This is a genomic window from Enterococcus sp. DIV0876, from assembly GCF_050529585.1.
Classification (GTDB): domain Bacteria; phylum Bacillota; class Bacilli; order Lactobacillales; family Enterococcaceae; genus Enterococcus_D.
Genome location: NZ_CP172882.1, coordinates 387,475 through 408,771 on the forward strand (window position 1 = coordinate 387,475; position 21,297 = coordinate 408,771).

At 43.0% G+C, this 21,297-nt stretch carries 16 protein-coding genes and 1 other annotated feature; of the genes, 14 read left to right on the forward strand and 2 right to left on the reverse strand.

The features are described from left to right. Positions 1-10 precede the first annotated feature (10 nt). A complete protein-coding gene (locus IGI41_RS01895) occupies positions 11-841 on the reverse strand; it encodes a helix-turn-helix domain-containing protein (RefSeq protein WP_430610972.1) in 831 nt (276 codons plus the stop codon). Positions 842-1,026: 185 nt separating this feature from the next. On the opposite strand from IGI41_RS01895, the gene IGI41_RS01900 reads away from it, so the two are divergent. The 5 genes from IGI41_RS01900 to IGI41_RS01920 all read left to right on the forward strand — a co-directional run bounded on the left by IGI41_RS01900 (position 1,027) and on the right by IGI41_RS01920 (position 8,402). Beyond that, positions 1,027-2,142, forward strand: a complete 1,116-nt coding sequence (locus tag IGI41_RS01900) for a GntR family transcriptional regulator (RefSeq protein ID WP_430610973.1) — start codon at positions 1,027-1,029, stop codon at positions 2,140-2,142. 5 nt (positions 2,143-2,147) lie between these two features. Further along, a complete protein-coding gene (locus IGI41_RS01905; protein ID WP_430610974.1) occupies positions 2,148-3,740 on the forward strand; it encodes a xylulokinase in 1,593 nt (530 codons plus the stop codon). Between the two features lie 18 nt (positions 3,741-3,758). Beyond that, positions 3,759-4,457, forward strand: coding sequence for an L-ribulose-5-phosphate 4-epimerase (locus IGI41_RS01910; protein WP_430610975.1), 699 nt, complete (start codon positions 3,759-3,761; stop codon positions 4,455-4,457). A 17-nt stretch (positions 4,458-4,474) separates the two neighbouring features. Further along, a complete protein-coding gene (gene araA / locus IGI41_RS01915; RefSeq protein ID WP_430610978.1) occupies positions 4,475-5,899 on the forward strand; it encodes an L-arabinose isomerase in 1,425 nt (474 codons plus the stop codon). 136 nt (positions 5,900-6,035) lie between these two features. Further along, complete coding sequence (locus tag IGI41_RS01920) at positions 6,036-8,402, forward strand: phosphoketolase family protein (RefSeq protein WP_430610979.1); 2,367 nt, start codon at positions 6,036-6,038, stop codon at positions 8,400-8,402. A 156-nt stretch (positions 8,403-8,558) separates the two neighbouring features. Here the strand turns inward: IGI41_RS01920 and IGI41_RS01925 are convergent, their stop codons facing one another. After that, positions 8,559-9,482 (reverse strand): LysR family transcriptional regulator, encoded by a 924-nt coding sequence (locus IGI41_RS01925; RefSeq protein WP_430610980.1) that lies wholly within the window; start codon positions 9,480-9,482, stop codon positions 8,559-8,561. 117 nt (positions 9,483-9,599) lie between these two features. Between IGI41_RS01925 and IGI41_RS01930 the strand changes: the two genes are divergently transcribed. The 9 genes from IGI41_RS01930 (at position 9,600) to IGI41_RS01970 (ending at position 21,270) form a co-directional block, all read left to right on the forward strand. Continuing rightward, positions 9,600-10,748: a cobalamin-independent methionine synthase II family protein gene (locus IGI41_RS01930; RefSeq protein ID WP_430610982.1), complete on the forward strand. Its 1,149-nt coding sequence runs from the start codon at positions 9,600-9,602 to the stop codon at positions 10,746-10,748. Positions 10,749-10,850: 102 nt separating this feature from the next. Next, positions 10,851-11,086 (forward strand) — a binding site (T-box leader). Between the two features lie 198 nt (positions 11,087-11,284). Then, entirely contained in the window at positions 11,285-11,929 is a 645-nt protein-coding gene (locus IGI41_RS01935; protein ID WP_430610984.1) for an amino acid ABC transporter permease, read from the forward strand. A 10-nt stretch (positions 11,930-11,939) separates the two neighbouring features. Continuing rightward, positions 11,940-12,572 carry an amino acid ABC transporter ATP-binding protein gene (locus IGI41_RS01940; RefSeq protein WP_430610986.1) on the forward strand — a complete coding sequence of 211 codons (633 nt, stop codon included), beginning with the start codon at positions 11,940-11,942 and terminating at the stop codon, positions 12,570-12,572. A gap of 13 nt (positions 12,573-12,585) precedes the next feature. Further along, positions 12,586-13,389 carry a transporter substrate-binding domain-containing protein gene (locus tag IGI41_RS01945; protein ID WP_430610988.1) on the forward strand — a complete coding sequence of 268 codons (804 nt, stop codon included), beginning with the start codon at positions 12,586-12,588 and terminating at the stop codon, positions 13,387-13,389. 172 nt (positions 13,390-13,561) lie between these two features. After that, positions 13,562-15,988 (forward strand): DNA translocase FtsK, encoded by a 2,427-nt coding sequence (locus IGI41_RS01950; protein WP_430610990.1) that lies wholly within the window; start codon positions 13,562-13,564, stop codon positions 15,986-15,988. 36 nt (positions 15,989-16,024) lie between these two features. Further along, positions 16,025-16,726, forward strand: a complete 702-nt coding sequence (locus IGI41_RS01955) for a GntR family transcriptional regulator (RefSeq protein WP_430610991.1) — start codon at positions 16,025-16,027, stop codon at positions 16,724-16,726. 47 nt (positions 16,727-16,773) lie between these two features. Continuing rightward, the gene (gene proC / locus IGI41_RS01960; RefSeq protein ID WP_430610992.1) at positions 16,774-17,589 is read left to right on the forward strand and encodes a pyrroline-5-carboxylate reductase; all 816 of its coding nucleotides are present in this window, start codon (positions 16,774-16,776) and stop codon (positions 17,587-17,589) included. Further along, complete coding sequence (locus tag IGI41_RS01965; protein WP_430610994.1) at positions 17,555-18,289, forward strand: HAD family hydrolase; 735 nt, start codon at positions 17,555-17,557, stop codon at positions 18,287-18,289. Before proC ends, IGI41_RS01965 begins: the two co-directional genes overlap by 35 nt. 275 nt (positions 18,290-18,564) lie before the next feature. Continuing rightward, on the forward strand, positions 18,565-21,270 hold the full coding sequence (locus IGI41_RS01970; protein WP_430610995.1) for a YhgE/Pip family protein: 2,706 nt from the start codon (positions 18,565-18,567) through the stop codon (positions 21,268-21,270). Positions 21,271-21,297 lie beyond the last annotated feature (27 nt).

A 21,297-nucleotide genomic window follows, 5' to 3' on the forward strand; every position in this document is an offset into this window, starting at 1 on the left:
TGCATGTTGTCTAGTCTGTATTTGTGGAAAATGTTTGGCATAAGAAATAGCAAAGCAGCAGGTCATCCATGACTTTTAAATTCAAATTGGTTGCTGTTTGAAATTTGTCGATTTTGTAAAGCAATGAGTTTCGATGCATGAACAACGCTTTGGCTGTGGAACTGGCATTTCCTTGATTGTGCCACAAAGAGCGAATGATGGTCTCTGTTTCTTCCTCGAACCAATCTAAATATAGTGTTCTGAGCAGCGAAAGATAAGGATTGGCCCCGGAGATAAACAAGGTCACCAGCGCTTTGGGTAGATCCAAACTTTTTTGCTGCGGCCGCATTCTTAGGACCTCTTGATAAAAGGTGGATTCTTCCTGCCATAAATTGGTAAAATCGTGCGCTGAACGATGGAAAGGACCGACAAACAATTGGGAATAGCAATCGAAATCCATATCTAAAGCCACAAATAATCCATCTAAATCTTCCACACGGAGATTTTCTCCTGTATGTTGCTCGATAATCACCGCTTGATTGTCATAAGTAAAGAACAGATCTACGACAGAAGGCAGCATTTGCTGAATTTCTGCAAGCCACTCTGACTGTAGGTTGTCAATCGATTTACTGAAGTGAACATGTAAAAAACGATAAGCGGCATTATCAGATATGGGCTGATGTTCGAATAAAATCGAATACCAAGGATGGGCGCGAGGATCAATGATTCTTTGCGTATCGGCATCCCGTAATTGTAATAAGAGCAATTCTTTCTTACTTAATGTTTCCTTAGAGAGCCATACAAATTGTTGACCAAAAGGAATCGATAGCATCGTTCGATCGCTGGCAACAGCATCATGCAAGGTGGCTTCAGGAAAATGATGTTTGATTTCTTGAAACGAATGAATGGTAGAAAACCTCCTTTAGTGGACAGCATTTATGTCTAGTATAGCATGTTCTCGAGTTGTGACGATAACTAATTTAGCTGAGATGTTTTCTTTTTTATTTAGATAATGATTGACAAGAAAGCGCATTCTTGCTATTGTAGATGTACGGACAACTTTTGAAAGATGTGATTAAATTGGCTAATAAGTACGAACAACTAGCGGATATTCTACGTGAACATATTCGTTTGGGCACCTATCAAGAAGGTGATGCTATTCCTTCTGAAGCGGCATTACAAGAAGAATTTCAATTTAGTCGGCATACCGTACGACAAGCAATTGCTGTCCTTGTCAATGAAGGCTATTTGCGAAAAGAACGTGGATCTGGCACGTATGTATCAAAACCAGCTAACCAGAATCAATCTAGCCGCAAAACGATTGGCATCATTATGACGTATTTGTCGGATTATATTTTTCCATCGATCATGCGGGGCGTTGAGCAATCCTTGAGAGAGCAAGGCTATTCATTGCTGCTAGGATCGACCAATAATGATCATCAGCAAGAACGTGCGTGTTTGCAGCAAATGATGGATCAAGGCGTAGACGGGTTGATCGTAGAACCTACTAAGAGCAATCAATATAATCCTAACTTGGCTTATTACGCAGCGTTGAAAGAAAGCGGCATTCCTGTCGTTATGATCAATGCCTACTATGAGGAATTGGAATTACCGCATATTTGTGTCAATGATACAAAATCTGGGTTTTTGGCAACAGATTATTTACTGCAACAAGGACATTCGCGGTTAATGATGATCACTAAGATAGATGATTTGCAAGGAAAATATCGGTTGAAAGGATTTGTCAAAGCCTTGACCAACGCCAAATGCTCCTTTGAGGCTGAGGATGTATTGACGTTTACGACAGAAACGAAGGAAACAGTGATCAAGCAAGCAGTGGCGCAATTGGTTGAAGCAGCCAATCAAGTGACAGGAGTCGTCTGTTATAACGATGAGATTGCCCAGCGTTTGATCCAAGAACTGACTGCTGCTGGAAAATCAGTTCCGGAAGATTTTTCGATCACGGGCAATGACGACTCTCCGTTAAGTACGCTATCTGTCCCGACGATCACGACACTGACCCATCCGAAAGAAGCCATGGGGACATTGGCTGCGCAATGGGTTATTGCAGGAAACACCGCGGATTCAGATGCGTTTTATTTTGAACCGGACTTGATCGTCCGTCATTCAGCAACCAATCTTAAAAAGCATAAAGGAGTGTAATTCAGATGACAGAGCATATGCAACAAGCCATCAAAGAAGGACGGACCTCGTTAGGGATCGAATTAGGGTCAACGCGCATCAAAGCAGTGTTGATCGATGATCATTTTCAAACGATTGCCTCTGGTAGTTTTGAATGGGAAAATCAATTGGCAGATGGGATTTGGACATACAGCATGGATGCTGTATGGCAAGGGCTGCAAGCCAGTTACCAGGCACTAAAGCAAGCAGTCCAAGAGGAATATGGGCTGACATTGACCAAAATCGGAACGATCGGCTTTTCAGCAATGATGCACGGTTATCTGGCATTTGATGCACAGGATCATCTGTTAGTACCATTTCGGACATGGCGCAACGCAATCACGGAAGATGCGGAAGAACAACTGACCGCATTGTTTCAATACACGATTCCGCAACGCTGGAGTATTGCCCATTTATATCAAGCCATCTTGAACCAAGAAAGCCATGTCGCTGATATTGCTTTCTTTACTACACTGGCAGGATATGTCCATTGGCAATTGACTGGTGAAAAAGTGATTGGGATCGGTGATGCATCGGGCATGTTTCCAATCGACAGTCACACGAAAGATTTTGATGAAACCAAATTGGCACAATTTGACGCCCAAATTGCAGAATTTGATTATCCATGGCAAGTAAGAGAGCTATTGCCGCAAGTCCTTGTTGCAGGAACTACGGCAGGTACCTTGACAGCAGCAGGTGCTTTGAAGCTAGATCCATCCGGCAATCTGCAAGCCGGCATCCCGTTATGTCCGCCAGAAGGCGATGCAGGAACTGGGATGGTGGCAACAAATAGTGTGGCACCGAAAACTGGAAATGTTTCAGCAGGTACGTCAGCATTCGCGATGATTGTATTAGAAGAACCGTTGAAACAAGTTCATCCTGAAATCGACATGGTCACCACACCAGCAGGTGATTTGGTGGCGATGGTTCATACCAACAATTGCACTTCTGAAATCAATGCTTGGGTCAAGCTGTTTAAAGAATTTACATCGGCTGCGGGGATCGATTATTCAGTTGAAGAGATTTTTGCACTCTTGTTCAACGAAGCGTTGAAAGGCGATCCATCTTGTGGCGGGTTGCTCTCTTATGGCTACTATTCTGGAGAGAATATTACCAAAATCGCGGAAGGACGGCCACTTTTTGTCCGCTCTCCTGATAGCGCATTCACGCTGCCGAACTTCATGCGTATGCATCTGTACAGTGCTTTTGGTGCTATGAAGATCGGTATGAAAATCCTTGAAGCTGAAGATGTAGCAATCGAACGGATCGTGGGTCATGGCGGTATTTTCAAGACACCTGAAGTTGCACAACGTATGTTGGCCGCAGTGATGGAAGCCCCTGTCACAGTAATGGAAACTGCTGGTGAGGGCGGTGCATGGGGAATAGCACTTCTTGCTGAATACCTACGCCAATCCGACCACCAGACACTGGATGTCTTTTTGAATGAAGTCGTTTTCCAAGATGATACAGGCACAACGTTGGCACCATTGCCGGCTGACATTGAAGGATTTCAACTATTCGTTGATCGCTATCAAGCTGGCCTGCCAATCGAACAAGCCGCTATTGATCATCTTATTTAACAGAAAGAAGGGATATATGTGCTAGAACAACTAAAAGAAGAAGTGTTTCAAGCCAATTTGGAATTGCCAAAACAAGGATTGATCAAGTACACCTGGGGAAATGTGTCAGCGGTCGACCGAGAACGTGGACTATTTGTGATCAAACCCAGTGGCGTGGACTATGAATCTATGCAAGCCAGTGACATGGTGGTTTGCGACTTTGATGGAAATATAGTCGAGGGTCAGATGAACCCGTCTTCTGATACACCCACGCATGCCGTTTTATACAAAGCATTTCCTGAAATCGGCGGAATCGTCCATACCCATTCCACATGGGCAACTAGCTGGGCGCAAGCCGGTATTGATTTGCCAGCAATGGGCACGACCCATGCGGATACATTTTATGGCGCGGTGCCATGTGCACGATTTTTGACCCAAAAAGAAATTGATGATGGCTATGAAACGGAAACCGGCAACGTTATTGTTGAGACTTTCAATGAACGTGGCATCCAACCACTTGAGATCCCGGGGGTTTTATTGCATGGACACGGACCTTTTACTTGGGGGAAAGATGCCAAGTCAGCGGTGATGAATGCCGTTGTATTAGAGGAAGTGGCCAAAATGAATGTGATCACCAGACAGCTCAATAGTTATGCTGCAGAGTTGCCGCAACGGATTTTGGATAAACATTATTTACGAAAACACGGAAAAAACGCCTATTACGGGCAAAATAATTAAGAAGGAGCAAAAAAACAATGTTAGAAATTGGGAAAAAAGAATTTTGGTTTGTCGTAGGTTCGCAACATTTATATGGAGAAGAAGCCTTGAATGAGGTCAAAGCCCATGCAGATGAAATGGTCAACTATTTAAATGACAGTGGTACGTTGCCTTATCCAGTCGTCTTGCAAGAATTAGCTGTAACGGCAGATACGATCACCAAGATTATGAAAGAAGTCAATTACCGAGATGAAGTAGCTGGTGTGATCACTTGGATGCATACTTTTTCACCTGCGAAGATGTGGATTCGCGGTACCAAATTATTGCAAAAACCATTGCTTCATTTAGCAACACAATACAATGAAAGCATTCCGTGGGAAACGATCGATATGGACTTTATGAACTTGAATCAAGCAGCTCATGGTGATCGAGAATATGGTTTTATCAATGCTCGTTTGAAAAAACAAAACAAAATCGTTGTCGGTTATTGGAGAAATGAAAAAATCCAAAAAGAAATCGCGGCTTGGATGGATACAGCTGTGGCCTACAATGAAAGTTTCCAAATCAAAGTTGCTCGTTTTGGTGACAACATGCGTAATGTGGGTGTTACTGAAGGGGATAAAGTTGAAGCACAGATTCAATTTGGCTGGACAGTCGATTACTTTGGGATTGGTGATTTGGTTCAGTACATCGATGCTGTGACCGATGAAGAAGTATCTGCGCTATTTACAGAATATCGTGACTTATACGATTTTGATTATGGTGATTATGACCATCAAAAATGGGAAGATCATGTCAAAGTCCAAGCCAAACAAGAAATCGGCTTGCGTCGCTTCTTGGAGGCAGGAGGTTACACAGCGTTCACAACCAACTTCGAAGACTTGTACGGCATGCAGCAATTACCTGGATTGGCTGTGCAGCGTTTAATGGCAGAAGGTTATGGCTTTGCGGGTGAAGGTGACTGGAAAACTGCTGCCATTGATCGCTTAATGAAAATCATGGCACACAATCAAGCAACAGGCTTCATGGAAGACTATACGTATGAATTAGCAGAAGGCAAGGAAGCCATCTTGCAATCTCATATGATGGAAGTCGATCCTGTTTTGGCAGTCAATAAACCCAAAATCGTGGTTTCGCCTTTATCAATGGGGGATCGTGAAGATCCAGCACGTTTGGTGTTCGATGGTCAAGGAGGCGCCGGTGTTGTCGTGTCAATGGCTGATTTTGGCACCCATTACAAACTGCTGATCAATGAAGTCGATGCGTTTGAACCAACAGAAGAAGCACCTAAATTACCAGTGGCGCGCGTTATGTGGACGCCACGGCCAAACTTCCATGAAGGAATCAAGCAATGGATCGAAACGGGTGGCGGCCACCACACTGTGGTATCTCTCGTATTAACATCTGATCAAATTGAAACATGGGCCAAACTGGTTGGCTTAGACTATGTAACGATCAAATAACCAAGTTAACTGGCAGGATTTTCTTGCCAGTTTTTTATTGTCTGCAATGGGCGCCAAAATCAGCAAAATTGACTTTTATTTCCCCCACGCATAGACTTTTACTTATAAAGAACAAGTACCAAGAAGGAGGAGCAACATGACGAATCAATTTGAAACAAAAGACTATTTTTCCAAAATGAATGCGTGGTGGCGTGCAGCCAATTACTTGTCTGTTGGTCAAATTTATCTGAAAGACAATCCCTTGTTGCGTAGACCGATCGAAGAAAATGATTTGAAAGTGCATCCGATTGGACACTGGGGCACGATCGCCGGCCAAAATTTTATTTATACGCATTTGAACCGGGTCATCAACAAGTATGACTTGAATATGTTTTATATCGAAGGTCCTGGTCATGGTGGGCAAGTGATGGTATCCAATGCTTATCTAGATGGCAGTTATACAGAAATTTATCCGCAAGCGACCCAAGACGAAGCCGGCATGCAGCATTTGTTCAAAACCTTTTCTTTCCCAGGTGGGATCGCATCCCATGCCGCGCCGGAAACGCCAGGTTCGATCCATGAAGGCGGCGAGCTAGGCTACTCGATTTCTCATGGCGTTGGTGCGATATTAGACAATCCTGATGTGATTGCCGCCGTAGTGGTGGGTGATGGTGAAGCAGAAACCGGACCATTAGCAGGCAGTTGGTTTTCGAATACGTTTATCAATCCAGTGAATGATGGTGCCGTACTCCCGATTTTACATTTGAATGGTGCCAAGATCGCCAATCCGACGATTTTAGCCCGTAAGAGCGATGAAGAGCTAAAACAATATTTTGAAGGCATGGGATGGATGCCCTATTTTGTTGAAGGAGATGATCCTGAAGCGGTGCATCCGCAAATGGCGCAACAGATGGATAAAGCCATCGAAACCATCCAATCCATCCAAAGCAATGCCCGCAAGCAGCCTGCCGATCAAGCAACGATGCCAAAATGGCCGGTATTGATCGTACGAACCCCTAAAGGCTGGACTGGCCCAAAAGTTTGGGATGGCGAACCAATCGAAGGTGGTTTTAGAGCCCATCAAGTACCGATACCAGTTGATGCCCATCATATGGACCATGTTGATGCGTTGACTGATTGGCTGCAATTTTATGGTCCAGACGACTTGTTTGACGCGCAAGGCAGAATCAAAGCTGAGATCCAAGCGTTGGCACCTCAAGGCCTTAAACGGATGGCGCTTAATCCTATCACCAATGGCGGGATCGATCCGCAGCCGTTGCGGATGCCAAAATGGCAAGAACATGCGATTGCTATTGATACCCCAGGGGCAGTCACAGCGCAAGACATGATGGTTTTTGGTCAATTTGCTCGAGATATCATCACTGAAAACCCAGATAATTTTCGGATATTTGGTCCGGATGAAGCCAAATCTAATCGATTGAATCATGTGTTTGACGTTACGAACCGCCAGTGGTTAGAAGCCATACATCCTGATTATGATGAGTGGTTATCCTCTGTTGGCCGAGTCATCGATTCACAGTTGTCTGAACATCAAGCAGAAGGGTTTCTTGAAGGGTATGTGTTGACCGGCAGACATGGCTTTTTTGCCAGCTATGAATCATTCTTGCGGGTAGTGGACTCTATGATCACGCAACACTTTAAATGGCTGCGTAAAGCCAATGATTTGGATTGGCGCAATCCTTATCCATCACTGAATCTGATTGCTTCATCTACAGTGTTTCAACAAGATCATAATGGCTATACACATCAAGATCCAGGGATCATGACCCATATTGCTGAAAAGAAAGCCGCTTTTGTGCGGGTCTATTTACCAGCGGATGCCAATAGTTTGATGGCTGTCATGGATGATACATTGCAAACGCAAAATCAAATCAATTTGGTGGTTTCTTCCAAACACCCGCGTCCGCAATTTTATTCAGCGCAAGAAGCGGAAATATTGGTTAAAGACGGTTTGAAAATCATTGATTGGGCATCGACAAGCCATGAAGAAGAGCCAGATATCGTGATTGCTGCGGCTGGTACTGAACCCAATTTAGAAGCATTGGCTGCCGTATCGATTTTAGCCGAGGCATTCCCTGACTTGAAGATCCGGTTTATCAATGTCGTCGATCTGCTGAAGCTCCGTCGTCCTGAAGTAGATGAACGGGGATTAAGCGATGCAGAATTTGAGGCGTACTTTACGAAAGACAAACCAATTCTTTTTGCCTTTCATGGATATGAAGGGTTGATCAGAGATATTTTCTTTGGACGAGAAAATCAACAGATCCATATTCATGGCTATCGTGAAAATGGCGATATCACTACACCTTTTGACATGCGGATCCTATCTGAATTGGATCGTTTCCATTTGGCCAAAGATGCCGCTGAATGGGTCTATGGTGCGGATGCTGCCGATTTTGCACAAAAAATGGCAGACACCGTGCAATACCACCATGACTTTATTCGTGAAAATGGTTATGATATCGCGGAAGTTGAAGAGTGGACTTGGAAACCATTGCGATAAATCAAATCATCAAAATAGTCATGGCCTTTCATTTATAGGAAAGGCCATGATTATTTGTTATTGTCAGCCTTTGATCAACAGCTGAATAAAAAAATGTGAACAAACAGGCGATTCGTTGAGGGGGGAATTCTATCAAATCTCAGGCAAGCAGCTGGTTTAATCAAAAATCGTAAAGCCGTAATTTCGGATATGCTGCTTGAGCAATGTCAGATATTCTTGCGCTATCTCACTCAGCTCCATTTTCTTATGTTTTAAATAGCCTAGTGTCATCGAATCTTCGACAGCGAGGGGGATCGCGACGATTTTTTCATCATTGAGTTCACTACTGATGATACCTGAACTGATAGTATAGCCATTCAATCCTACCATCAGATTAAAAATCGTGGCGCGGTCACTGATACGAATATGTTTTTTGCGTTGCAAAGTACTCAAAATTTCCTCCGAAAAGTAAAAAGAGTTGGTTTCGCCTTGTTCATAAGATAGATACGTATAGTCTGCTAAATCAGCCAATGTGATGGCTGATTTTTTGGTCAATGGATTGTTTCGACCAACAAAGACGTGGGGGCGTGCTTCAAACAAAGGAATAAATTGCAAGTCTTTTTCGCTGATCAAGCGTTGCAAGACCGTTTTATTGAAATCATTGAGATAAATGACGCCTAGTTCACTCTTAAAAGTCTGAATATCATCCAAAACATTTTGGGTTTGGGTTTCTCGCAGGGTAAATTGAAATTCATCTTCGCCGATGCGTTTGACCAGTTCGACAAAAGCATGTACGACAAAGGCATAATGCTGGGCAGATACACTAAATACATGTTTCCTGGCAGTATCTTTGCGAAAACGTTCGTCTAACAAATTGACCTGATCTAATATGTTGCGGGCATAGTTGATAAACGCACGACCTTCATCGGTCAATGTGACTCCTAGTTTGCTTCGATAAAAAAGCTGCAGGTCATACTCTTTTTCTAACTCTTTCATGGCTTGTGATAAAGAGGGCTGACTGATAAATAATTGTTTTGCAGCTTCGTTGAAAGAGCCGGTTTCCACGATTTTTTCTAAATACTCTAGTTGTTGGATGCGCATAATGAACTCCTCTGTTATAGGTATAGCCTATAGTATATATAAGTTTATAAGTATTATCTATAGTATAGGATGTTTGCTAGAATAAATCTAACAATTTTGCATAGGGGGAAAAATAATATGGCAACTGACAAATTTCAACTTGTAGGCTCTTTGTTACGTCCGCAAGACTTATTAGCGTACAAAAATAAAATCGAACACCGTGATGACATTCAATATCCGTTTTATGACGCCTTTCCTGGCTATCAAGAAACTGAAAGCAAAGCCATCGAGGACATCATTGCTGCCCAAAAAGAACATGGATTGACAGTGATTACCGATGGCGAACATGGCCGTTCTATGTGGCATCTCGATTTCTTATGGGGCTTAGAGGGGGTAGAGCGTTACATCGCTGATCGTGGTTATGCTTTTGAAGATTTGGACGGCGGTGATTTTGAAACCCGTAAAGATATTGGCATTCGTATCACGAAACCTTTGTCAGGTAAAAACCATCATTATTTGACGCTATTCAAAGAAACCAAAGCACAAGCAGGAGATGACACAGTCAAAATCACTGTTTGGGGTGCCGCCCATGCCTTTACTGAATTGACTTTCTTCAATGATTTAGTCGGCGAAGGACAAGTATATGCCACAAAAGAAGACTTGCGTGCAGGTTTGATCCATGCGTATAAAGAATTTTTGCAAGAGTACAAAGATGCTGGCGGTGAAATCGTCCAGTTTGATGACTGTTTATGGGAATTATTTGCGGATGATAATGACAAGAGCTTTTTCGCTGCAGGCAATGCGGGATTAGAATCGTTGGCAGATGAATTTGTGGCAATCAACAATGAAGTCGCTGACTTCGCCCATGAATTGGGACTAAAAGTTTGGACCCACAACTGTCGCGGCAATTACCAAAGCCGTTCAGCAGCTAGCGGTACCTACAAAGCAATCGCTGAGAAATTCCTCAAAGATCAACACTATGATCGTTTCTTCTTAGAGTGGGATGACGACCGTGCGGGAGATATTTCAGCTTTGGAAGCATTGAAGGACCGGCCAAATGTTGAAGTTGTTTTAGGCTTATTATCAAGTAAAACAGCTTCTTTGGATGATGAAGACCGGGTACTGGCTTTGTTAGACAAAGCCAGTGAGATTTTACCAAAAGACCGTTTATACTTGTCGCATCAATGCGGTTTTGCTTCATGTGACTGCGGCAATGAATTGTCTGTTGCACAGCAATGGGCCAAAATCGAACAAGGCCAAAAATTAGCAGAAGCATATTTTGGCTAAAAAATAGCAACAATCAGTGCATAAAAAATCATTTTTTTAACATTTTCAAAAAAATGTTTGACAATTTCCTTCAGAGCGCGTAAAGTAAGACTCAACTTAATGAAACAGACATCGAAAAGAAGAGTAGCAAAGCTTGCTGTTTGAAGAGAGTCTCTGGTTGGTGCAAAGAGACAGCGCAGGGTTGTGAACCACATCTTGGAGTCGTTTTTCCGAAGGTTGAGTAGGGAAGACCGGGTATGCCCGTTAGCGCTGCAGTCATTGATAGATGACTTTCTAAGATCAGATTGCCGTGAGGCACTGATAAACAAAGGTGGAACCGCGTTGATAACGTCCTTTAGCTGTAATGGCTAAAGGACGTTTTTTTATCTCACTTGGCGCGTGTACACTTGAAAGACCATCATTTGACTGCTTGAGGCTTTTTCTGCGAGGGAAAGGCAAATTGAGGTGGAACCACGTGTAGCACGTCCTCTGGCATAGGCTGGAGCACGTGCTTTTTGTTTTTCATGTATATTTATTTGTTTAAGGAGGAATTTTTTATGTTTGATTATTTAATCAATGTGATGCCGCAATTGTTGTCTGGTGCAGGTATCACCATCAAATTATTTGCACTGACTTTGCTAGGATCGATTCCATTAGGGATCTTGTTGGCTTTCGTATTGGCTAGCCGTTTGAAAGTATTGAAATTTTTTGTCCAAGTCTATGTGTGGTTGATGCGGGGCACACCTTTATTGTTGCAACTGATTTTTGTTTTTTATGGTTTGCCGATCTTGAACATCGTTTTCGACCGTTTTGATGCAGCCTTGATTGCTTTTGTCATCAACTATGCAGCCTATTTTGCGGAAATCTTCCGAGGCGGGATTCAATCGATACCAGACGGCCAGTATGAAGCGGCGAAAGTCTTACGTTTGAACCCAATCCAAACGATCCGTAAAATCATTATCCCGCAAGTGGTCAAAATCACCTTACCTTCTGTGGGAAATGAAGTGATCAATCTAGTCAAAGACACATCGCTCGTCTATATCTTAGGATTATCGGATGTCATGCGGATCGGAAAAATTGCGATGGAACGTGATAGCACTTTATTGCCGCTATTAGGTGTAGCGCTGATCTACCTGTTGATGACAGGGATTTTCACTTTACTGTTAAAACAACTCGAAAGTAAATTGGATTATTACCGTTAGGAGGAATATCATGTTACAACTCAAAAACATATCAAAATCTTTTGGCAGTAAAAAAGTCATCGATGACTTAGATCTAACGATTGAAGACGGCAGTATCTTAGCTGTGGTTGGTCCTTCTGGCGGTGGGAAAACGACACTGTTGCGGACGCTGGCAGGTTTGGAAACGATTGACTCGGGTACATTTTTGTTAGACGGAAAAGCTTTTGATCCAACAGATACGAAAGAGCAAGAACAAGTCGTGGGTGTTGTCTTCCAAGATTTTCAACTGTTTCCGCATTTATCGGTCTTTGACAATATCACATTGGCACCAAAAATGGTGTTGAAGCAAGACAAAGCAATCTACACTGAAAAAGCTGAAGCTTTGGCGCAACAACTCGGCTTAGAAGAATTGCTGAATCAATATCCCTTCCAATTGTCCGGTGGACAACGCCAACGGGTAGCGATTGCCCGAGCCATGGCGATGAACCCTAAAGTCTTGGCCTATGATGAACCAACCAGCGCTTTAGATCCGGGCTTGAGACAACAAGTCGAGCGCTTGATCCTTGATTTGAAAGAAGAAGGTGTGACACAGATCGTGGTGACCCATGATTTGGTTTTTGCCAAGAACATTGGCGATCAACTATTAGAAGTAACAGGAAAATAAGGGGGAGAAAAAAATGAAAAAACTATTACTATCTTTAACAGCTGCAGCCAGCGTACTTTTATTTGCAGCATGTGGGAACAGCAATGAGGCAACTGAAAGTGCCGCTGACAAGGACGAAGTCATCGTAGGATTAGATGATACTTTCGTACCAATGGGCTTCCAAGATGACCAAGGGGAGATCGTAGGGTTTGATGTGGATCTTGCGAAAGCTGTCTTTGATCTGACTGGAACCAAAGTAACCTTCCAAGCCATCGATTGGTCAATGAAAGAAACAGAACTAGACAATGGAACGATCGATATGATTTGGAACGGCTACACAAAAACCGATGCCCGGGTCAAGAAAGTGTTGTTTTCGGATACCTATATGGAGAATAAGCAAGTCTTGGTTACAGCAAAATCAAGCAATATCACCTCATTTGATGACATGAAGGATAAAGTATTAGGTGCACAAGAGGGTTCTTCTGGTTATGATACCTTCAACAACCAGCCGGAAGTTCTAAAAGACATTGTTGCAGACAACGATGCAACCTTGTATGCCAGCTTCAATGAAGCCTTTATCGATTTGGAAAATGGGCGTATTGATGGCTTGCTGATCGACCGTGTCTATGCAGAATACTACTTAACGCAAACAGGCAAAACGGAGGACTATAATGAAATCGAAAGTCCATTTGAAGCAGAAGATTTTGCCGTAGGTGTACGTAAAGATGACCAAGCATTGGCTGACAAAATCAACGAAGGCTTAAAAACATTACAAGAAAATGGGACCTTCGCTGAGATCTCAGAAAAATGGTTTGGTGAAGATGTCACACCGAAATAAAGCGACTATCTCAAAGAAAGCGGACTGTCCTCACGAGGGTGGTTCACTTTTTTTGTATATAATAGAAGTTTTTTGGTAAAATTTTGTGTGATTCTAAAAAAATTCTCACAGGAAAACTTTTGTTCGCCTTCTTTTTTCGTTATAATAGGAAAAGATGAAAAGAGGGATAGACATGGCGCAAAAAAAACGCGCGAAGAAACGCAAAACAAAAAAACAGCAAAAACAACAAGAAAAACTATTATTAGTCGGTATTGGCTTAGTGTTTATCTTATTTTCGATATTCGGCTTTTTCCATTTAGGCTTTTTAGGTACATTGATCGCCAACGGCTTTCGCATCGTTGGGGGAAATACCTACCGTGTGCTTTGTATAGCGTTAGCAGCTTATGGTATTTGGTTAGCAATCAAAACAACGGAAGCCCGCTTTCAGCATATTCGCCGAATCATCGGTTGTCTTTTGATTTATTTTGGCATTTTGATCATCTTACATGCGCATCTCTTTGGCAATGTGATCAGTGAACAAACCAATGTCCTGCAAACGACTTGGACAACATTGCTGGGAGATATTCGCCGCAGTCAAGTCAGTCAAAACGTCGGTGGTGGGATGACTGGGGCATTGCTGTATAATGGCAGTTATTTTCTCGTGTCACAAATCGGCAGTTATATTGTAGCCGTTTTGCTGATGCTAGTCGGCGGTTTTTTGTTCAGCAATATGCACAGTCACGAGCTATTGGAGCATTTGCAAACGGTGGGTGATAAACTGCAACGCTTCTTAGAAGGCTCCCCAGAAAAGCAAGCAGAAAAAGAAGCCCGCAAAGCAGAGAAAGCGGCTGAAAAACAAGCCAAAAAAGAAGCTGAACGGGCAGCTGTTTTAGCTGAAATCAAAGAGAAAAATCAAGTACGACCAATGACCGAAGGGGAAAAGCTAGCAAAACAAGAACAAGCGCAGACCCCCGAGAATTTTGAGCCGGAGCAATTAAGCTTCGTACCGATCGATCATTTTCAAGAGATTCCCAAAGCTGCAGCTACGACAGCTGACCAAGCACCGCACCCTGCTGCAGATGCGGCAAAACCAAGCAAGCGCGTCAATGAAGATGGTGAGATCTTAGATGATGACGGCGAAGTATTGGAGTTTGAGATATCCGAAGAAGCCGAGAATCGAGATTACGAATTGCCATCGGCAGAATTGCTTGATTCCATTCCAGCAACTGACCAGAGCAGTGAATACAAAAAGATCGAAAAAAACATCGGCGTGCTCGAAACAACGTTTCAAAGTTTTGGCGTGGATGCCAAAGTCGTGAAGGCAAGTCTTGGTCCAGCGGTGACCAAGTTTGAAGTGCAACCGGCAGTTGGGGTAAAAGTCAGCAAAATCGTTGGCTTGACCGATGATATCGCCTTGGCGTTAGCAGCCAAAGATGTGCGGATGGAAGCACCGATTCCTGGTAAATCGTTGATTGGGATCGAAGTGCCTAACAGTGCTATTAGTATGGTGTCTTTCCGAGAAGTGATCGATGCACAACCAGATCATCCGGATCAATTACTAGAAGTACCGTTGGGACGAGACATCTCTGGCCGGGTCCAAACAGCCGATCTAACCAAAATGCCCCATTTATTGATTGCAGGGTCCACTGGTAGTGGGAAATCTGTTGCAATCAATGGAATCATCACCAGTATTTTGATGCGGGCCAAACCCCATGAAGTCAAATTGATGATGATCGATCCCAAAATGGTAGAATTGAATGTCTACAATGGGATACCGCATTTGTTGACACCAGTTGTGACTAATCCCCGCAAAGCAGCACAAGCCTTGCAAAAAGTGGTCAAAGAAATGGAAGAACGCTACGAAAAATTTGCAGCTACGGGCGTGCGAAATATTACTGGGTACAATGAATTGGTCATCAATAAGAACTTAGAAGATGGCGAAAATCGGCCAATTTTGCCCTTCATTGTCGTGATCGTCGATGAGTTGGCGGACTTGATGATGGTGGCGAGTAATGAAGTCGAAGATGCCATTATTCGTTTGGCACAAATGGCGCGGGCAGCCGGAATCCACATGATTTTGGCGACCCAACGGCCAAGTGTCGATGTCATCACGGGGATCATTAAAGCCAATGTACCTTCAAGAATGGCATTTGCGGTTTCCAGTGGTGTTGATTCACGGACGATCATCGATAGCAATGGCGCTGAAAAACTATTGGGCCGCGGGGACATGCTGTACTTGCCAATGGGTGAGAACAAACCAATCCGTGTCCAAGGCGCCTTTATTTCCGATCACGAAGTTGAACGCATCGTCGCTTTTGTGACAGATCAGCAAGAAGCCAACTATGAAGAAAAAATGATGGTCACAGAAGAAGAAACCACCAGCAGTAATAGCGGTCAACCGCAAGATGAATTGTTTGAAGAGGCCAAAGCATTGGTGATCGATATGCAGACCGCTAGCGTCTCTCTTTTGCAACGTCGTTTCCGCGTTGGGTATAACCGAGCTGCTCGGTTGGTCGATGAATTAGAGGCACAAGGGATCGTTGGCCCTTCTGAAGGCAGCAAGCCACGTAAAGTCCTGATTGAACCACAAGCGGAAGAAACCCAACCTTTTGAAGAATAGTCCTTAAAAAATGCACAAAGAAAGGCACGAACAGCCATGAAACGCAAACATATTTTGTATCGTGATGTGGCGGATAAAATCAAAGAAGATATTTTATCCGGCAAATATCCGATTGGTTCGTTTTTACCGACTGAAACCGAGCTAGAAGCAACCTTTAAAGTCAGTAAAATCACTGTCCGAAAAGCCATCGAACTGTTGGCTGCTGATGAATACGTCGAAAAACGCAGTGGTCGAGGGACGACGGTGTTGAGCAATCGTCCATATAATCGGTTGTCCAAAGGCACGACCTTCAGCCAATTGTTGGAAAGGACCGGAAAAGAATATACCAAGAAAAATTTGGAGTTTACGCGAGTGACGTTGACTCCAGATCATCCTGCCTATACATTGATGGGCAAAGAAGTCATGCGCTTGAAGCGGTTGTATTATTTTGATCATCAGCCTTTTATTTATTATGAATATCACTTGCCGATCCAACTAAAAGGCTCATCCATCGATGAATTAGAAGAAAAATCCCTCTATCGCCTGTTGGATGAGCATCGGATGGTGATCGATCGCTTTGAAGATGCATTTGTTGGGATTACGTTGACGACTGAACAGCAGAAGTTCATGATCACCCCAGAAGTTTCTGCGCTCAAGCGTATTCGCTGTTCTTATGACATGCATGGAGAAGTGGTAGAGTATACCGAAGGAATCTATAATACAGCGTTGCATCCCTACATGATCGAATTTGAAGCCTAGTCTCTGATTAGGCTTTTTTCGCAAAATAAAGGTACAATAAAACGGAAATGGAGAGTGAAGACATGAAAAAAATCGCTTTTATCGGTGCTGGAAATATGGCAAAAGCCATTATCAAAGGGTTGATCAAATCAAACCTATATCCAGCAAATGAGATTGTGGTCTATAACCATCGCTATGCCCCAACATTGCAGCAACTGGCAGAAGAAACGGGAATCCAGGGAACTACCGTATTGACGGAAGCTGTGGCGCAAGCAGAGGTAATCGTTTTAGCAGTCAAACCATTTGTATTTAAAAGTTTGCTGCCTCAGCTAAAACCATTATTGACAGATGAACAGTTGCTGGTATCGATTGCGGCCGGAGTCACCATCGAGGAAATGACGAGCGTTTTAGGCCAGCAAAAAATCGTCCGGGTGATGCCCAATACGCCATCCTTTGTGGGTGAAGGAATGTCATCGATCAGTCCCAATGCGCTTGCGACTGAAGAGGATACCCGATTTGTACAGCAACTCTTTGAAAGTATGGGCAAAGCAGCTGTCGTACCTGAAAATATGATCGATGCAGTGATTGGCGTCAGCGGCTCTTCGCCAGCGTATACTTACGTGTTTATTGAGGCACTGGCAGATGGTGCTGTGGCAGAAGGCATGCCACGCGCAATGGCTTATGAGTTTGCAGCCCAAGCCGTGCTAGGTGCAGCAAAAATGGTCTTAGAAACCCATGAACACCCGGGTGTGTTGAAAGATCAAGTGACATCTCCTGGTGGTACAACGATCCAAGCAATCAAAACATTAGAAGAAAACGGCTTTCGTTCAGCAGTCATGAAAGCCGTCCATGCTGCAGCAGAAAAAAATCGCACGTTGTCCTGATCAGCCATCAACCAAAGGAGAAACCATGAAGGAATTATTGATTTTCGATTTAGACGGGTTATTACTAGATACTGAAAAAATATATTTTGAAGGCTGGCTGGCGCTGTTTGAAAAACACCAGATTCCTTTGTCTGCCGAAGATATCAGCACATGGCGTGGCCAGAGCTGGCAACAAACAGCCGATCAGTTGGCACGGGTAGTTGGTGGGCACGAACGGGTGCAGACATTACGTGCTGAACGGGAAGGCTTTATCGTAACCCAGTTGACAAATGGCGCATTGCAAATGAAACCTTATGCCAAAGAAACATTGGCTTTAGCACGGGAAAAAGGATTTACGATTGCATTGGCCACCTCTACGATGAAAGAACGGGCCGCAAAGTTACTGACACATTTTGATTTAGTCACAGCATTTGATTATATGACTTTTGGCGATGATGTAGTCGCTCATAAACCAGATCCAGCACCTTATTTATTGACGCTAGAAAAAGCTGGGAAAACGGCGGATCAAGCGTTGGTCATGGAAGATTCTTTGTTAGGTGCATTGGCCGCAACAAGAGCAGGGATCGACGTCGTCTTGATTCCCGATCAAAGTTTCCCGCAAACATATACGGAAGCAGATAAAGCGCCGCTGCAACTGTTTGCCGAAACCGATTCGCTGCAATTTGTGTATCACTTGCTGCAAACCAACCAGTTAAAATAACTTTGTGCAAACGCCTTTTCATTTTCTTGGAAAAGGCGTTTTTCCTTGTCAACTATCCATGCGCAAACATATCATTCGGCTAGACTTTATACTTCATGATAAAGTTAAAGAAAAGGTAATGATTCACAGAATGAAACCAAGAAGTAAAGGGGTTTCATTTTGACAAAAAGGGTCTTTTGTCAAAATGCGTTTCGCTAGGGGATCATAGTCGTTGGCGTGAAGCCAAAAAACGTGTTAAATTATCCTTCGATAAGAATAGTGGGGGAAGTAACAACATGAATAAACTAAAAAATGTTTTTTATTTATATAAATTAGATTGGAAACGAATATTTACCAATCCAATCGCAGCGTTTTTGATCATCGCATTGATGATTTTGCCCTCGCTTTATGCGTGGTTCAATATCAAAGCACTCTGGGATCCATACGGCAATACCAGTGAGTTGCCGATTGCGGTTTATAGCGCAGATAGCGGCGCTGATTTTGAAGGAACGCAAATCAAGATTGGGGATCAAGTGATTGATACGCTGCATGACAATACACAGCTGGGTTGGCGTTTTGTCGATTCTAAAGATGAACTGGTTGAAGGTGTCAAATCAGGTGCGTATTATGCGGGCATCTATTTACCAAAGGATTTTTCGAAAGATCTGATCAGTTTTACCAGCGGTACGATAGAAAAACCAAAGATCGAATATTACAGCAATGAGAAAATCAATGCGATTGCGCCTAAAATCACTTCTAAGGGTGCCAGCAGTTTGCAAGAAGAAATCTCACAAGACTTTATCGAAACAGCCAGTTCGACGCTCTTAAAGGTCTTTAATGAGATTGGCTATGATATCGATTCAAATTTATTGAGTATCAACAAGGTCAAAAGCATGATTTTGGATACCGATGAAAATTTGGACACGATTGACGGATATACCAAGGAAATCGTGACGTTGCATGAAAAATTCCCGGAAATCAAAGAGAAGATCGCCAAGGCTGAAGAATTCACGGATTATATTCCTCAAGTCGATGCAATGGGTGATAAATTGATTGCTTTGAACGACAAAATGCCAACGTTGAAAAAAGAAGCTAGTATTATTTTAACACTGCAAGAAAAAATACCTGAGATCCAAAATGCTGGCAAACAATTAAAAATGATCGATGAAGATTTTGATGACATCGCCAGCACCATGACAGATGGGATCGATACTGCCAAACAAGGGCTGCAGGTCATCGAGCAAGTCCAAGCAGCATTACCTGAGATCGAAGACTTAGGCAACCAAGCCGCAGACTTCGCCTCAGCGACAAAAGATGGCGCACAGCAATTGCAAGATGCTTTACCAAGTATTTCCAGCAGCGTTGAAGTGACGATCGATGCCATGAGTCAAGTGGCGACGACAACAGCTAGTTTGACCAACACGATCAGTCAAGCATTGGATGATAATAAACTAACAGATGATGAACGCGCAGCGATTCGCGCAGTTATTGCAGATTTCCAACAAGATATCCAAAAACAGCAAACAGCATTAGATTCATTGATCTCATTTATGACCAAAATACAAGAAGCGGGCAACAATAGCGACTTGCAAACGATCATTGACCAATTGAGCAATGCCAAAAATTTGTTAGATGTTTTAACCAATCGTTTAAGCTCCCTTGATCAATTGGTGCAAACAGGTTCTGTCGATGACATCACAGCATATCTAGATCAAGTAACAGCTGCAGCACAAGATATTAGTAGCTTATTGAATCGTATCGATGTTGCTTCAATCACTGATACGATCAACAATGTGCTGACCAAATTGATCACAACGATCACCACAGCAGAAGATGTGTTGCAAAAAGCCCAAGACATTGACTTTGATTCATTGTTGTCATCAACCAAAGATGTTGTCAGCAACGCAGTATCGATTTTAGAGAAGTATCAAAAAGAATTGCCAGCAATCAAACAAGAATTGCATGATGCCAATACGATGCTCAACGGACATATGGATGAGATCGTAGCAGCAATCAATAAAGGAGCGGATCTATATAACAATGAGCTGCCAATCGTTGAAGACAAATTGGGTATCGCCGTGGACTTTTTACAAAATGATTGGCCAACGGTCAAAGCAGAGATCACATCAACGATGGACATGGTAGATGAAAAACTGCCAGAAGTTGAAAAAGCGTTGGATGCAGCTGTGGATTTGATCAATAATGATTGGCCAAATATCAAGTCTGGTATCCATAAAGCAGCTGATGCGATCCGCAAAGGCGAAAGTGAAGTCGATTTAGGTGAAATCATCAAATTATTGAAACTTGATGCAACAGAAGAAGCAGAATTCTTCAAACAACCAGTTGATTTGGAAACCAATGAAATCTATCCAATTGCCAACAATGGTTCAGCCAGCACCCCATTTTATACTGCATTGTGTTTGTGGGTAGGGGCATTATTGTTGTCAAGTGTCGCAACAACAGAGTATCATTTAGATAAGAAAGACAAACAACGTTTCACAAAAAGAGAAACTTTTGTTGCTAGAATGTTGACCTTTTTAACAATGGCGATTGCGCAAAGTCTGATCGTTACTTTAGGGAATATGTTCCTCTTAGGCGTTGATGTGCGTAATCCTGTATATAGTGTGCTCTTTGCAGTGCTAGTAGGATTGGCCTTTATGATGATCGTATATGTCTTAGCCGGGCTTTTTGGCAACCTCGGGAAAGGGATTGCCATTATCATCTTGGTACTATCGATTTCCGGTGGGGGTGGGAATTATCCAATCCAAGTCTCTGGGAAATTCTTCCAAATGATCAACCCATTATTGCCATTTACCCATGCTGTGAACTTATTGCGGGAGTCAGCTGGAGGTATTTATTGGCCAAATGTCACAGCACCTGTGATCATTTTGGTATGTCTCTTCCTATTCTTCGGCATTGTCGGCACACTCGTTTATCCTTATATTAGTGAGAAATCTAAGAAATTGAGTGATGTCTCAAAAGAAAGTCATTTTTTCCATTAACATGTAAAGCAGATAGAGCCTGTTGTT